The 14,799-nt window shown below is 41.5% G+C and carries 12 protein-coding genes; 8 read left to right on the top strand and 4 right to left on the bottom strand.

Translation table 11 applies throughout. The annotated features are described in order from the left end of the window. Nucleotides 1-57: 57 nt before the first annotated feature. Both treR and TY16_RS01530 read left to right on the top strand, forming a co-directional pair. Nucleotides 58-774: a trehalose operon repressor gene (gene treR, locus TY16_RS01535; RefSeq protein WP_043934426.1), complete on the top strand. Its 717-nt coding sequence runs from the start codon at nt 58-60 to the stop codon at nt 772-774. Between the two features lie 534 nt (nt 775-1,308). Beyond that, nucleotides 1,309-2,502, top strand: coding sequence for a PDZ domain-containing protein (locus tag TY16_RS01530; protein WP_043929926.1), 1,194 nt, complete (start codon nt 1,309-1,311; stop codon nt 2,500-2,502). 76 nt (nt 2,503-2,578) lie between these two features. On the opposite strand, the gene TY16_RS01525 is transcribed toward TY16_RS01530, so the two are convergent. Continuing rightward, nucleotides 2,579-3,250, bottom strand: a complete 672-nt coding sequence (locus TY16_RS01525; RefSeq protein WP_043929925.1) for a response regulator transcription factor — start codon at nt 3,248-3,250, stop codon at nt 2,579-2,581. A gap of 143 nt (nt 3,251-3,393) precedes the next feature. On the opposite strand from TY16_RS01525, the gene TY16_RS01520 reads away from it, so the two are divergent. Beyond that, nucleotides 3,394-3,753 (top strand): hypothetical protein, encoded by a 360-nt coding sequence (locus TY16_RS01520; RefSeq protein ID WP_043929923.1) that lies wholly within the window; start codon nt 3,394-3,396, stop codon nt 3,751-3,753. Between the two features lie 98 nt (nt 3,754-3,851). Here TY16_RS01520 and TY16_RS01515 read toward each other — a convergent pair whose 3' ends face one another. The 3 genes from TY16_RS01515 to TY16_RS01505 form a co-directional block, all read right to left on the bottom strand. After that, a complete protein-coding gene (locus tag TY16_RS01515) occupies nt 3,852-5,672 on the bottom strand; it encodes a bifunctional diguanylate cyclase/phosphohydrolase (RefSeq protein WP_043929921.1) in 1,821 nt (606 codons plus the stop codon). Nucleotides 5,673-5,834: 162 nt separating this feature from the next. Next, nucleotides 5,835-6,434 (bottom strand): DUF5317 domain-containing protein, encoded by a 600-nt coding sequence (locus TY16_RS01510; RefSeq protein ID WP_043929920.1) that lies wholly within the window; start codon nt 6,432-6,434, stop codon nt 5,835-5,837. Between the two features lie 268 nt (nt 6,435-6,702). After that, nucleotides 6,703-7,473, bottom strand: a complete 771-nt coding sequence (locus TY16_RS01505) for an AraC family transcriptional regulator (protein WP_043929918.1) — start codon at nt 7,471-7,473, stop codon at nt 6,703-6,705. 107 nt (nt 7,474-7,580) lie between these two features. Between TY16_RS01505 and TY16_RS01500 the strand changes: the two genes are divergently transcribed. The 5 genes from TY16_RS01500 (at nt 7,581) to TY16_RS01480 (ending at nt 14,782) form a co-directional block, all read left to right on the top strand. Further along, entirely contained in the window at nt 7,581-8,843 is a 1,263-nt protein-coding gene (locus TY16_RS01500) for an extracellular solute-binding protein (protein WP_043929916.1), read from the top strand. Between the two features lie 377 nt (nt 8,844-9,220). Continuing rightward, a complete protein-coding gene (locus TY16_RS01495) occupies nt 9,221-10,435 on the top strand; it encodes a carbohydrate ABC transporter permease (RefSeq protein ID WP_043929914.1) in 1,215 nt (404 codons plus the stop codon). A gap of 13 nt (nt 10,436-10,448) precedes the next feature. Continuing rightward, nucleotides 10,449-11,282 carry a carbohydrate ABC transporter permease gene (locus TY16_RS01490; protein WP_043929913.1) on the top strand — a complete coding sequence of 278 codons (834 nt, stop codon included), beginning with the start codon at nt 10,449-10,451 and terminating at the stop codon, nt 11,280-11,282. A gap of 12 nt (nt 11,283-11,294) precedes the next feature. Continuing rightward, a complete protein-coding gene (locus TY16_RS01485) occupies nt 11,295-13,577 on the top strand; it encodes a glycoside hydrolase family 65 protein (RefSeq protein WP_043929912.1) in 2,283 nt (760 codons plus the stop codon). Between the two features lie 437 nt (nt 13,578-14,014). Further along, entirely contained in the window at nt 14,015-14,782 is a 768-nt protein-coding gene (locus TY16_RS01480) for an HpcH/HpaI aldolase family protein (protein WP_043929911.1), read from the top strand. Nucleotides 14,783-14,799 lie beyond the last annotated feature (17 nt).

Below are 14,799 nucleotides of genomic sequence, written 5' to 3'. Positions count from 1 at the left end.
TAAAGGAGGCAGTGAACCAGCTGCCTCCTACATTATTACATGAACCGGGTGAGGGACATGGTCCATAACAAGTATGAAAATATTTACCAGGAACTTGCCGATCAGATCGAGTCTGGGAAGCTTAAAAAGAACACGAAGCTTCCATCTGAAAATGTATTGGCAGAACAATATGGGACAAGCCGGGAAACCATTCGCAAGGCACTCAATCTTCTTTCCCAGCACGGCTACATCCAGAAAATTAAGGCAAAGGGTTCAATTGTCCTCGATATTGGCCGGTTTGATTTCCCTGTTTCCGGGCTAACAAGTTTTAAGGAAGTGGCCGAAAAGGTTGGGCAGCCATTTTCGACAGAGGTACATGAACTTTATATAATGAAACCCGATCAGTTTTTGCAAAATGAACTTAAAATCCCTTCCCGGGAAGAAGTCTGGAAGGTCATAAGGACCCGGGAGACCGGCGGGGAGCGAATCATCCTTGATAAGGATTTTTTTATAAAAAAGCACGTCCCTGGCCTGACAAAGGAAATCTGTGAGAACAGCATTTATGAATATATTGAAAATGTCTTGAACCTGAAGATTTCGTTTGCCAGGAAGGAAATCACAGTCGAGGAATGCACGGATGAGGACCGGAAGTATCTTGATCTGAACGGCACCGATCATGTGGTCGTAGTCCGCAATCATGTTTTCCTTGATAATGCCATCCTGATAGAGTATACCGAATCTAGGCATCGCCTGGATAAATTCCGGTTTGTTGACTTTGCAAGGCGGAGTAAATAGTTTTTATAAAAATTACCGTCCATTGGGCGGTTTTTGTATTAAAGGGGCTCTGAATGTTTATTTCCGCTGATTATATATTGAGTTTACTAGTGATTATTGACCAAATGATTTTGCTTTTTATAGTTGTTTTTCACTAACTGCTGAAAAAATCAATCTGGTTACTGCCTGTTACTCACTAGTCTATGCACAGCAGTAATCAGAGGGATAGTAAGTTATTGCTAGTGATTCGAAAGATGTCAAACATATATGTAACTAGTGTTTTCTACAGTTTCACTAGTAAACTTATCTTTATAAAATGACAATTAACTAGGTAATGAGCAAGTTGGATTTTAACGTTTTTTGTTAGCTAGTGAATAAATACTAGTTACCACCACTTTTTTAAACGAACGAACATGTTGAAATTTTGGGGGACTATTCCTAAAACATTTCCCAGCTTCAAGAATCTAGCAATATGTTTTAGCGGTGCTTTTTGATAGAATAGGAATAAGCTGAATACGAACGAAAATGAACTTACATACAGGGCGGTGCAGAAAAATGATTGAGCAATGGGGTATTGAGGTGCTAAAAGGGATAGGAAGGATGTTTCTGCATCCTGTCTTCTACTATGTGTTTTTCTTGGCTGCCGTTCTCGGAGTAAGCCGAGTGAAACGCGAGCGGAAGAACTTCCACATCCGCGCCAAGGATGCTTACTTCGAGCTGCGCCAACTGGTCCCTGCCGGCCTTGCCGCAGGACTGGTGCTTTCAGTTGCGGCAATTGGGATGGGTCTTACAGTTCCAGTTGCATCGCTTATCCTGATTGCGGCATTCACACTGCTGTTCAGCCTGACAGGTAATATGAGGCTAGTTGGGCCTGCATATACAATTGGGGCGGCATTCTTTGCGCTTGCCATTCTTGGCGGGGTCAGCGTCAACTTCCCGTTTATCCAGGGAGCATTTGAGGCAGCGGGTGATAAAATTTATCCTTCCGTAGCCATCCTGCTTTCCATGCTAGTGATTGTTGAAGGGTTTTTGATTTTAAAAAGAGGAAGCCATGCAACATCGCCAAAGCTACGAACAAGCAAACGCGGCCAGATAGTCGGTGTTCATGAGGCAAGAAGGCTCTGGCTGCTGCCTGTATTCCTTTTAATCCCGGGAAGCACACTGAGCCTGCCTTTCGAATGGTGGCCAGTGTTCACGCTTGGCGGGGAAACATACTCGTTATTTTTAGTGCCATTTGCGATTGGCATGCACCAGCAAGTATTTGGAATGCACCCTATAGATGCAATCGTATCCCAGGGGAAAAAGGTTATTAAACTAGGGATTATTGTTCTGATTATAGCTGCTGCGGGGTATTGGTATCCTATTGCTGCAGTCGGAGCCACAGCCCTTGCCATCCTCGGACGCGAAGCGCTTGCTCTTCTGCAAAAGCTGAAGGAAGACGGAATGCCTTTTTATTTTTCCCGGAAAAATAATGGCTTGATGATCCTCGGTATCATTCCCGACTCTCCAGCTGAAAAAATGGGCCTTAAGGTCGGTGAACTGATCAGTAAGGTGAACGGGGCACCGGTCCATGATGAACAGGAATTCTATGAAGCTCTCCAGCATAACCGTGCCCAGTGCCGGCTTGAAGTGTTTGACACCAACAACCAAATTCGATTCGTGCAGCGCGCCCTTTACGAAGGAGACCATCACGAGCTTGGCATCCTTTTCGTCCATGACGAGAAAAAATGGGAAGATAAAGCGGTGTGAAAATCAATTATTTCTGGTGGCATTTTAAGAAACTTTTCACAATATAAAGGACTCGCCAATAGCGGCGAGTCCTTTATTATTTAGACCATTTGTATCCGACACCCCACACGGTTGACAAATAATCGTCAACGGGAAATCCTGCTTTTCTCAACTTGTCCCGCAGGTTTCTCACGTGGGAATCGATTGTCCTATCTTCCGTGACAACTGAATGGCCCCAAATTGTCGTTAACAGGTGTTCCCGCGAGAACACTTTGTTTTTATTCTGCATAAATAAACTCAGCATGGCGAATTCTTTCGGGGTTAAAGAGACTGGCCTGCCTTCAAAAGATAGTTCAAAAGAATCCTGGTTTAGCACCAATCCCTTGAATGACAAAGTAATGTTTGAAGGGCCTTTCCTTCTTAATACAGCTTCCAGCCGTGCAATAAGTTCCTCTGCATCGAACGGCTTCTGGACATAGTCGTCAGCTCCAAGCTTAAGGCCTCTAACAATATCCGTTTTCTCGGTTCTTGCTGTCAACATAATGATTGGAATGTCCCAATGACGCCTTATTTCCTGGCACGTTTCCCATCCATCCATCTCAGGCATCATGACATCAAGAAGGACCAATTCAGCTCCTTCCGTTTCCAAGTAGTCCAATGCGGCTAAGGGGGAAGTAAACTTAATACACCTGTAGCCCTTCGGCATTAAATACAAGGAAATTAAATCAAGCATCCTTTCTTCGTCATCGATCAAAACGACTTTTTTCAAGTGTGAATCACCCCATTTGGCTGCCTTATACCTACTATTATAACTTTTTCCAACTTATGTAGATTTAGATATTTTGTTAAGAATATGAGGGCAGGGCAACTAAATCTTGTATGTTCATATAATGCTGTGAGGTGATAGCTACAATGTGTGTGGCCAATGACAGTTTTGAACAAGGATCCCAGTCCATCGTGGATCAAATGATTCGAGAGACTGCCTACAAAATCACAGGGTTTGAAATCAATGGTAAACTAGTTGAAAATTCGTCAACCGCTCTAATAAAACCAAGCGATATGATATCAGGCGTGCTCCTTGTAGATAAGGCAGGAGCCTCCCATTTAATAAAGCCTGGCATTCCTGGGATTCGGTATACCAGAGGGGACATAACGTATGATGAGTATGTGAGGCTGCAGAAAAGAGCGGATAGGCTTGGTTTCGGTATATTCGGAGCTGCAGTATGCATATTGGTTGCCGTCGGTATCCTTTTGGTAAACGTTTATTTATAAAAAAGGTTAGTAACCCTCAGTGGGATTACTAACCTTTTTGTTTTAATCGCCAAGTACGGCCAGGTTTTAACGGGAGTCATCATATGTTTTAACTGCAATTAAACAACTTTTTCTCTATCCAATCCTGCTTCTTGTTTTATCATCTCAATAAAAGGTTCCACGTATTGGGGGTCGAATTGCTTCCCGGCACACGTTCTTAGCTCTACAATAGCTTCCTCAAAGGTTTTTGTCTTCTGGTATGGCCGTTCTGTTGTCATCGCATCAAACGAGTCAATGATGCAGAGAATCCGGGCAAGCTTTGGAATCGTTTTCCCTTTAAGCCCGTACGGATATCCATTGCCATCATATCTCTCGTGATGAAGTTCGACCAAAGGGATAAGGTCCTCCAACTTTTTGTTTGTTGAAATAATTTCTTTGCCCCAAGTTACATGTTTTTTCATCATTTCCCATTCATGAGGCTCCAGTTTTCCTTTTTTATTTAAAATATCTCTCGGAATTTCAAGTTTTCCGATGTCATGGATGATGGCACCGAGGATGAGGGTTTTCCTGTCGTAATCGCTTAAATTCAGCTTTTTTGAAAAATCTACTGCATATTGATAGACCCGCTTGCTATGGCGATACGTGTAGACATCCTTTGAAAGGAATATTTTTAACTGCTGCTCAGCTTCCTCAAGATCTTTTTCAAGATTTAAAGACCGCTGGACAGAGTAGTCCGAATGCTCTTTAAAAACTTGAACCAGATTTTTGCCCTGATCCTTAGCGGCATACATTGCTTGATCGGCGTTATTTAAAAACTCTGAGACACTGTATGTCTGATTTTCCCATTCCGCTATCCCCGCGGAAAAGGATAAACAGCCATAAGGCAATGCTTCAACCCCTTTGAAAAAGGTGTCATTCGTCTTTTTTCTCAACTCGTTCATAAAAGCGTATGCTCTATCTCTGGGTGTATCGGGCATTATAATTGAAAACTCTTCGCCGCCATAGCGGGCAACGATAAAGTCGTTTGTTTTCGATTCAAATTCTAGCAATGTACCAAAATCTTTAAGTAAATGATCTCCTTGAATATGGCCATATAAATCGTTGTATTTTTTGAAATCATCAAGGTCAAGAAGTGCAATGCTTAAAGGCCGCTCTGTCTCCTTTGCCGTAAAAACGTGTTTCTCAAGCAGTTCCTTGAAATAGCCATGGTTGTTTAACCCGGTTAAATGATCTTTATTAGCTTTATCCGACATCACTTTATATAATTCAATATGCTGTTTAAAAGCTACAGATAACATCACTGTTATACTGACAAAAAGAAAAAGTCCAAATATTTTTTGTGACTCAATTAAAATGACCAATACGAAGGAAAGCAATAAGGTGGTTATATATGTGGCGAATGTTCCTTTAAACATTCCTCTTAATACTTTACTTATGCTGTCGAAACCTCCTAAAGCGAAATAGATTGCGATAAGCCCCACATTCATTACAAAATAGACACTTAACGCACTGATGTAAGGAAGTAAATTTGCAAATTCTGTGCTGCTAGGTATTCCGCCAGTAAGACTAAATATATAATCGGCACTCGAAATCATAAAAGCATAAATGGCAAAATTAAAAACATGCTTCCACCATTCCATTTTTCGATAAGAGAACATATAAACTATTGAGAAGATCACCAATACAACTAGAGTCGATTCAAGGCCATACAAAAAAAGACTTGCCAAAAATATGGAGGAATCCATGGAGAGTCTATTACCCTCTGGGGGTAATTCAAATACAATATGGTTAAGCAAGAGTATTGATCCAGCTAGTGTAAAAATCATCGGCCATTCAGAAGTGGAAAAGTGCTCAAAGTTACTCGATAAAGCAAAGACTGCGATGCCGGTTATCGAAACTATAAGAAGGTATACATTGGCGCGTGTTTTAAAGAATTCCATTATAGATCACTCTCATTTATAGAATAAAGGAGAAGTTATTGATAAATAACTCCTCCTTCTTGAATCTCACTCATCCTCCTAGCTTATAGCCGGAAGTTAGAGCAACGATAACAGAACCAACAATGATTGCGTTAAACAAAAGATTCTTTAATCTTGCCTTGTTCATTTAGTTTCACCTCCTTTTATAGAAAAGGAGTTATCTATAACCTCTTTACCTCTGGGATTATTCACCATAAGGTGCTGAATGAAAAGGAAAATGCCCACATTCATAATCACATCACCGATACTAATTACCTGATCGCGTGGATAGGGATTTGTCAACGGTATAATATCACCCAGAAATGCCAATCTTGTAGATTCATCTAATATCATATGCTTTGCGTATAGGCTGTTTTTCATAACATCAACAAATGCTGGATCGAGGACAGCAGCTGTAGCTTCCATTGAAACAGGCATTCTTCCTCCATTTACAGCCATTACAAGGAAGTTCAGGAATACCCCGATCAAAATAGCGATAAAGCCTGTATGATGGCGATTCAGGAACAAAAACAGCAATCCCAGTACGTATACAAGCATATAAATGTAGGAACTTGCCTGCCCAAGAAAAGGAATCTTATTTTGAAAAACAAATACGATGATTTGTACCAATAATAAGAGTGGAAAAATCCATCCATACTTTAGCTTTAAATCAGCCAGGCCTGTTAAGTTGCCCTTTCGAAGCAAGCCGACAATAAGGGAAATAATAATTCCGTCATATACCAATAAAACTACCACCTAATTGTATTTGGTAAAAAATGATTAAAATGAAATATACTTTTATATTAAGTGATAGAACAAAAGGATGACAATCGTTTTTTTGAAAATTTTGTAGTTTTTCTCATATTTGTGTAGATAAATAGAAGTTTTTAGGGATTAAGGTTATACCTTTTATAGAAGAACAGCGATAGTTAAGGCAATGGCCATCTGAATAACTTCTAATGCTCTAACACGAATATTAAAAAGTCCTTTAAGGTCACCCTTAAAAGGACTTTTATTTTGCGGAGTAATTAATCATTACATCTGGTGTTTGTATGTTTCGAAAGTGTTTCGGAGTAACCCCTATGTATTTTTTAAAAAGAAGGGTGTAGTAGCTCTGGTTGCAGTACTGGAATAGGTGGGCAATATCACTTAAGGATAGTTTGGAATGCAGTAAAAAGTATTTTGATTCCTCTACCCTCCTGCGATTAATGAATTCAGAAATCGTCACCCCTACGGATTCTTTAAATACTTTGGAAAGATAACTTGGAGTCACTCCGACATGGTCCGCAATAATTTCCAGAGATAAATCATGAAAAATCCCCTGGTTAATATAGTTGATTGCCTTGTTAATTACATTGTTGTAAATCGGGCGATTCGCCGATTTTAATGTGTCGATGAAAGAAGAAATCATTTCATATTCGAGCGCCTTGATTTCGGCGGGAGAGCTTAATCTTTCAATTTGACGAATATACACGTCGCTTAAATCAAAGGCATCCTCCGGCAGGACTCCAGCTTTAATAATCGACCGGGTAAAAAGGGTGCAGGAACAAATAAGGGAATTCTTTAATGACCGGATCGGGTCGTCCGCCAGCTTTGCGCGTTCAGAGGAATTAATTAGGTCGAGAACGGCTTTTGCATCCTCCTCGGCACCTCTTCCTATACAATCCATGAGCTGTTGTTCAAGTCCATAGGATGGATGGACAAAATAATTTTGTTTGTTTTTAAGACGGGTTTCAAAATATTGCTGAATGATAGCAGATTTCATAGATTGATTACTAATCATGGCATGTTTTCACCCTAAAAATTTAATAAAAACTTTAAAATTTTAATATAACTGTCATTTTCTTGTATATACAATTTAAGTATAAACCATAAGGGGGTCTGTGTTAAATGAAGAAAAGTTTTTTCTCAAAAATGTTAGCGCTTTCTTTCGCGGCCAGCATTGCCTTAGCAGGCTGTAGCAGTGATGATACTGGCAAGAAACCTTCAAAACCGGCAGGTGGAGATGCAAAGAATGAGCCAGTTGTTCTAAAATTTGCTGCACAAAATGATAATACACCAGCCACACAAAAACTGTTAGATGCTTTTAACTCCAGCCAGGAAAAGTACAAGGTAGAATGGACCCAAATGACAAACGATTCTGCACAAATGCACGACCAGCTCCTAAACTCGTTATCTAGCGGATCGAGTGAATACGATGTATTGTCCCTCGATGTAGTCTGGGCAGGTGAATTTGCCGGTGCTGGATATCTTGAACCAATCGATGTGAAAATGAATGAAGCTGGGTACTCAAAGGATAATTTTAATGCCGGGTCGATGGCTTCTGGAAATTACAAAGGGAAGCAATACACACTTCCTTTCTTCCCTGACCTAGGACTCCTTTACTTCCGCAAAGATATCGTAAGCGCTGAAGATGCTGCTAAACTTGAAGGCGGCAGCTATACGTTTGATGACCTTTATGCTATGTCCGAGAAATATTCCGGCCAAAAAGGCACTAAGTTTGGATTTGTCTACCAGTCCAAGCAGTACGAAGGCCTGACGGTTAACGTTACCGAGTTTTCCAAGTCCTACACCGATGTAAAAGGCGGACTTGAAGCGATGTACAAATTCACAAAAGCGCCTTTCTCACCAAAGGATATCCTGAATTTCATGGAAGGCGAAACCCATACAAACTTTGAGCAAGGAAATGCTGTATTCTCCCGTAACTGGCCATATGCTTTTGGACGTATCAATGGCCAGGAAGATGGAGTAAAAATCAAGGTTGACCAGGTAGGCATCGCTCCACTGCCAAATGGAGGATCCGTCGGCGGATGGCTGCTGAGCTTGAACAAAAACTCCAAGAACCTTGATGGCGCATGGGAATTTGTTAAGTTTGCAGCTGGAGAAGAAGGCCAAAAAATCATGAGCACAGAAGGCGGGTACCTGCCTGGATTTAACGCTCTGCTTGAAAATGCGGATGTAAAAGCAAAGAACGTTATGCTTTCCTATCCTGGTTTCCAAAAAGCATTGACAACAACAATTGCACGCCCTGTTTCTCCTGAGTACTCCAAAGTATCGGATACCATTCAGGTTCAAGCACATAAATACTTGAGTTCTGGATCAGGGCTTGACGAGGCCGCGGCAGCAATCGAAGCAGCCGGCAAAGCAGAGTAGAGAATAACAGGAGGAGGCTCTAATTCCTATTAGAGCCTTTTTCTATAAGAATAATAATTTTCCAATTTCCAATCGAGCCTGATTGGAACCGTTTTGAGCTCCCAGAAAAGTCAAAATGTAGCCAATAAGCCCGATTGGAACCGTTTTGAACTCTACGGGAGGTTAAAATGTAGCCAATAGGCAAGATTGGGACCGTTCTGAGCTCCCAGGCAGGTTAAAATGTAGCCAATAAGCTGAATGAGGTCGGTTTCAAGTTCTACAAACCCTTGTACTAAGACTAAACAATAAGAGGATTCTTAGAAAAAATTGCTAACACAGGCATTTGCCTCTCACAAAGGCGCTTGCGCTTTTCTTACAGCCATGAAAGGGTGATTCTATTGTGGAAAATGGGTTTTAAGGAATGGCTGTTTATTGTACCCACGCTCATTTTAATCGGCATTTTCTCGTTATGGCCGGTGTTCCAATCACTAACCTATACGTTTTTTGATTATCGTCTGAATGACCAGCAAAAGGCTGGGCTTTACTTGAATGAACGGTTCAATGTCGACTTGTACAAGGAAACCTCCCTGTATGTTTCGATGTTTCTGGATGAGGATCTACCTAATGTTACCGATTCCGGCGATCAAGAGAAGGTTCAAGAGATAAAGGAGCGGCTTGCCGAAACTGGCAAGCAGTTTGAAACTGATAAAGGTGTCATTAAGATTAGCGGGGATCAGCGCGATGAGGTCTCTGCCCTCCATAAGGATGCAGAGGAACTTGTGGATAGCTTAAATGGGAAGTATACCCTCATTCATAAAGATGATCTCCCTGCCCTTGTTGACGATATCCAAAATAGTATCATCCCTTCCAACTTTATTGGCTTAAAGGGGTATGCGAAGGTCTTGACCGATGACCGTGTCGGAAAGGCGCTTTGGAACACGACGCTCTTTACGGTAGTTTCCGTGTTTATTGAGCTTGTCCTTGGAATCGGGCTGGCGCTTATTTTAAATAAAGCAATGTTGGGCCAGGGGCTGGTCAGGACCACTTCACTAATTCCATGGGCGATCCCGACCGCAGTTGCAGCCATGATGTGGAGTTACTTATATAATGGCAGCAGCGGGATTGTTGCCTATGTTTTTGAAAATATCGGGCTTATCGAGCAATCCCAAGATTTGCTCCTGAGCGGTCCTGGCGCAATGGCCTCAAGCATTTTTGCAGATGTTTGGAAAACGACGCCTTATATGGCGCTGCTGTTGCTGGCAGGCTTGCAGAACATTCCCAAATCGCTCTATGAAGCCGGGGCAATTGACGGCGCAGGGAAAATTCAATCGTTTTTCCGAATTACCTTGCCTCTGCTAAAACCATCTATTCTGGTTGCCTTGCTTTTCAGGACGCTGGATGCCTTCCGTGTCTTTGACTTGATTTTTGTCCTTACTGGAGGAGGCCCTGGCGGGGATACGGAAACACTATCAATCTATGCCTATAAAGTCATGTTCGGCCAAACCAATTTCGGGTATGGCTCAATCCTTGTCATGCTTATGTTTGTTTGTGTGGCCATTATCGCAATCCTGTTTGTACGGTTCCTCGGTACCAATCTCATGGAGAAAAATTAAGGGGGGGAAAAGAATGCAAACTTCTAAACGGAAATTGTGGATCACGATTGGAGTGTTCGTCGCATTTTATTTATTTGCGATGGTATTCCCGTTTTTCTGGGTATTCATTACCTCCTTTAAAACATCCGGGGAAATCTTTGGGACCGGTGCCTTTAATGTCATCCCGGAAAATCCAACTCTGAAAAACTATGTTCAAATCCTATTTGAAAAGGGAATAGTAAACTCAATAAAAAATAGTTTTATCGTTGCCACGGTAACGACTCTTTACGTAATTATTGTCGCTACGCTTTCAGCCTATGCGATCTCCCGTTTCCATTTTAAAGGGAAAAACATTCTGCTTGGACTTATACTTGCTGTGTCGATGTTTCCACAAATGATCTTGACCGGACCGATTTATAATCTGTTTTTGGACTTGGGCCTGCTTAACTCGTTTGCGATTGTCCTTCCTTACTCGACAATTACGCTTCCGATGGCTGTCTGGATTTTGGTGACCCATTTTAACCAGATTCCATTAGCCCTGGAGGAATCTGCAAAAATTGATGGCGCAACTACCTTCCAGACGCTCTATAAAATTATTTTTCCTTTGGCTGCCCCAGGTGTATTTACTGTTGCCATTATAACATTTATCGCTGCCTGGAATGAATTTTTGCTGTCCATCGCATTAAATGGGGAAGAGAAATATCATACGGTTCCGGTCGCCATTTCATTCCTCCGGACGCAATTTGAAATCCTCTGGGGAGAGGTATCTGCCGCAACAGTAATCGTCACGATTCCTACGCTAATCATTGTCCTTTTCTTCCAGAAGCAAATCGTATCAGGACTGACAAGTGGCGGAGTGAAAGAATAGAGGTGTGTTTAAATGTCCTGGAAAATCAACTCGTATTCACTGCAAGAACACCAGCTTTTAAATGAAGAAAGCCTGTTTTTTACGGGAAATGGATACCTTGGAGTACGCGGGAATTTTGAGGAAGCATTTCCGGATTCATTCCCATCTATCCGCGGCGCCTATATCAATGCGTTTCACGATATTGTACCGGTTGAGTATGGAGAAAAGCTCTATGGATTCCCGGATACACAGCAAAAATTGCTAAACGTGATTGATGTACAGACTATTATCATCGAATTTGGCGCTGAACGATTCTCTTTGTTTGAAGGAAAGGTCGTTTCATATAGGCGAACCCTCCATCTTGATAAAGGCTATGCTGAAAGAAGTGTTCATTGGCAGTCGCCGGACGGAAAAGAAGTAAAAATTAAGTTCCTCCGGCTTGCATCCTTTAAGCATAAGGAACTTTTCATGCAAAAAGTTGTCATTGAACCTGTGAATTACTTTGGGGAAATCACCATTGTTTCAATGGTTAATGGGGATGTTTCCAATTTTGTCGATAAAAATGACCCAAGGGTTTCTTCCGGCCACGCAAAACGCCTTAAACTCAATCAGGCCTTCCAGGAAAATAAAACTTCATTTGTTGAAGTAGAAGCACTGGAGTCCCAACTGAAAGCAGCCTGTGGCACTGTTTATTCTACCAGTCAAAAGACAGCCAGCGAGGCTCAGGTAAATGGCGGGAAAATAGAAATCAGATTTAATGGTTTGTTAACTGAACCGCTAGTATTTGAGAAAAAGAGTGTCTACGTCGATACTCTCCGCCATGGCGATGATTTATTGGCTCGGGCAGAAGAAGTCCAGTCGCAAATTTCGGATTTGGATTTCGATGAAGCATTATTTGAACAGGAGGCTTTTCTAGAAGCGTTTTGGTCAGATACGGATGTTCAAATTGAAGGGGATGCTGCTCTTCAGGAAGGAATTCGTTTCAATTTATTCCACCTCCTGCAATCGGCTGGACAGGACCGGGTTTCCAATATCGCAGCTAAAGGGCTTTCCGGTGAAGGCTATGAGGGCCACTATTTCTGGGATACTGAGATTTATATGATTCCTGTTTTTTTACTGTCTAATCCTGAAATTGCAAAACAGCTGCTGTTGTACCGCCATTCCATTCTGGATGGAGCCAGGAATCATGCTAAAATAATGGGCCACTCAAAAGGGGCACTATATCCATGGCGGACCATCTCGGGCTCGGAATGTTCGTCCTACTTTCCTTCAGGCTCGGCACAGTACCATATTAGCGCGGATATAGCCTATAGCTTTATTCAATATTATTTGGTCACTGGCGACATCGAATTTTTAAAAGAATATGGCGCAGAGGTTTTATTTGAAACAGCCAGAATTTGGATTGAAGCAGGCCATTTCAAAGATGGGCAATTCAGGATCGATGCCGTTACTGGTCCAGATGAATATACATGCATAGTGAATAATAACTACTACACAAACGTCATGGCGAAGCACAATCTAAGATGGGCAGCTAAGGTGTATAACCTGTTAAGCTTAAACGAGCCAGGGGGTGTTACCGTATGGAAAAAGAATCTCCAGCTGGAGGACGAAGAAGTGAAAGCCTGGGAGAAGGCGGCGGATCAGATGTATCTTCCCTACGATTCGGAACTGAACATTAATCCGCAGGATGATGCTTTTTTGAATAAAAAGAAGTGGGACCTGGAGGCTACACCTGAAGAGAAATTTCCGCTCTTGCTCCATTACCATCCTTTAACCTTGTACCGGTATCAAGTATGTAAGCAGGCTGATACCGTTTTGGCCCATTTCTTACTCGAGGATGAACAAGACAGCGAAACAATGAAAAATTCGTATGATTACTATGAAACGATTACTACCCATGACTCTTCTCTTTCTTCCTGTGTATTCAGTATTATGGCCGCCAAGCACGGGTACAAGGAAAAAGCGTATGATTATTTTATAGAAACGGCACGGCTAGATTTGGACAACACACACGGAAATACAAAGGATGGCCTTCATATGGCCAATATGGGCGGAACATGGATGGCAATCATTTTTGGTTTTGCCGGGTTAAGAATCAAGGAGGATGGACTCTCCCTGAACCCTGTACTTCCGGAACAATGGAAAAGTTATTCATTCCCGCTTCGCTATCGAGAGAGGAAGCTCCGCATAACTGTTAATGGTGCCTGTACAGAAGTTGAGCTTGTGTCGGGCGAGGACCTGGAGATTAAGATTTCAGATGAAACTTTTAGTGTTTCTACAGGGGTTCTAATTACTGCCGGTAACTCGGATAAATAATATCGTTTATTCTATTTTGAAAATCACCCCAATTATTAGGGCTATTCTAATAATTGGGGTGATTTTTTTGGAAGAAAAGAAGCGAAGTTAAATAATTTTACTGAATATTTTTATGAATCCGTTTACAAATATATTATATATAATATATTATATATTACATAGGGGGGCAGTAATCCTATTTGGCTATATATTGCTAAATACAAAGTCTCTTAACTTCATAGAAAAAGTACCGCACTATGGCATAAAAAAGCTGCCGCCTACTGAAAAGTAAAATGTAAACGTTTCCTTTAGTGTTTAAAGCTAATTATAGTCTTTGATGGGGGAACAGAGGAGGTGATGGTAGAAAAAATGAACTTAGTAGATTTGACAAATGTGAGACCGCTAGATTTCATTTAACCAAATTTGGTTAGTGTTTCGTTAGCAAAGGAGGTAAGTAAATGATTACAGTGAAAGAAAAACTAGAAGAAAAGAATATTGTAATAGGTACATTTAGTAAATTCTCAAGCCCAGTAGCTACCGAGATGCTCGGGTATATTGGATTTGATTTTGTTATTTTGGATATGGAGCATTCAGCTCTTGATTATAGTCAGGCAGAAGACTTAATAAGGGCTGGGGATGCAGCCGGAATCTCTACTGTTATCCGGGTTCCCGGAATAGAAGAAAATCCACTATTGCGGGTTTTGGATTCAGGTGTTCAAGGTGTACAAGCACCTGGAGTGGACACGGCCGAAATGGCAAAAAAAGTTGTGGAAGCATCAAGATATCGGCCAATAGGGAAACGAGGCCTTTCATTCTCAACTCGGGCTGCTGGATATACTCTTAAGAACAAAGACCAACATATGTCCGATTCTTTGAAAAAGCAATTAGTTGTCGTTCAAATAGAGAGCAAGGAAGCAGTCGAAAATTTAGAAGAGATCGCTGAGTTAAAGGGCATAGATGTATTGTTTTTGGGACCCAGTGACTTAAGCAATTCATACGGCATTCCGGGACAAGTCGATCACCCTCTTGTGCAGGACGCTTTAAAAAAGCTTACCAGATTAGCTTTGAAAAATGGAAAGGTAGCAGGAACTTTCGTTTCCAATCATGACCAAGCTTTAAGGGCGATTGGTGCTGGAGTACGGTACCTTGTATATGATAACGACGTAGCGTTTTTTGCTAGGGGTGCGAAAGCTGTTTTAGATGATTTAAATACTTCAATCGGATAAATGGAACGGAGGTTCAA

Origin of the sequence: Bacillus sp. EB01, from assembly GCF_000613125.1 — a bacterium.
Taxonomy (GTDB): domain Bacteria; phylum Bacillota; class Bacilli; order Bacillales; family Cytobacillaceae; genus Bacillus_D.
The sequence above is the reverse complement of the archived record's forward strand: the minus strand, read 5'-3'. Positions and strand labels throughout refer to the sequence as shown.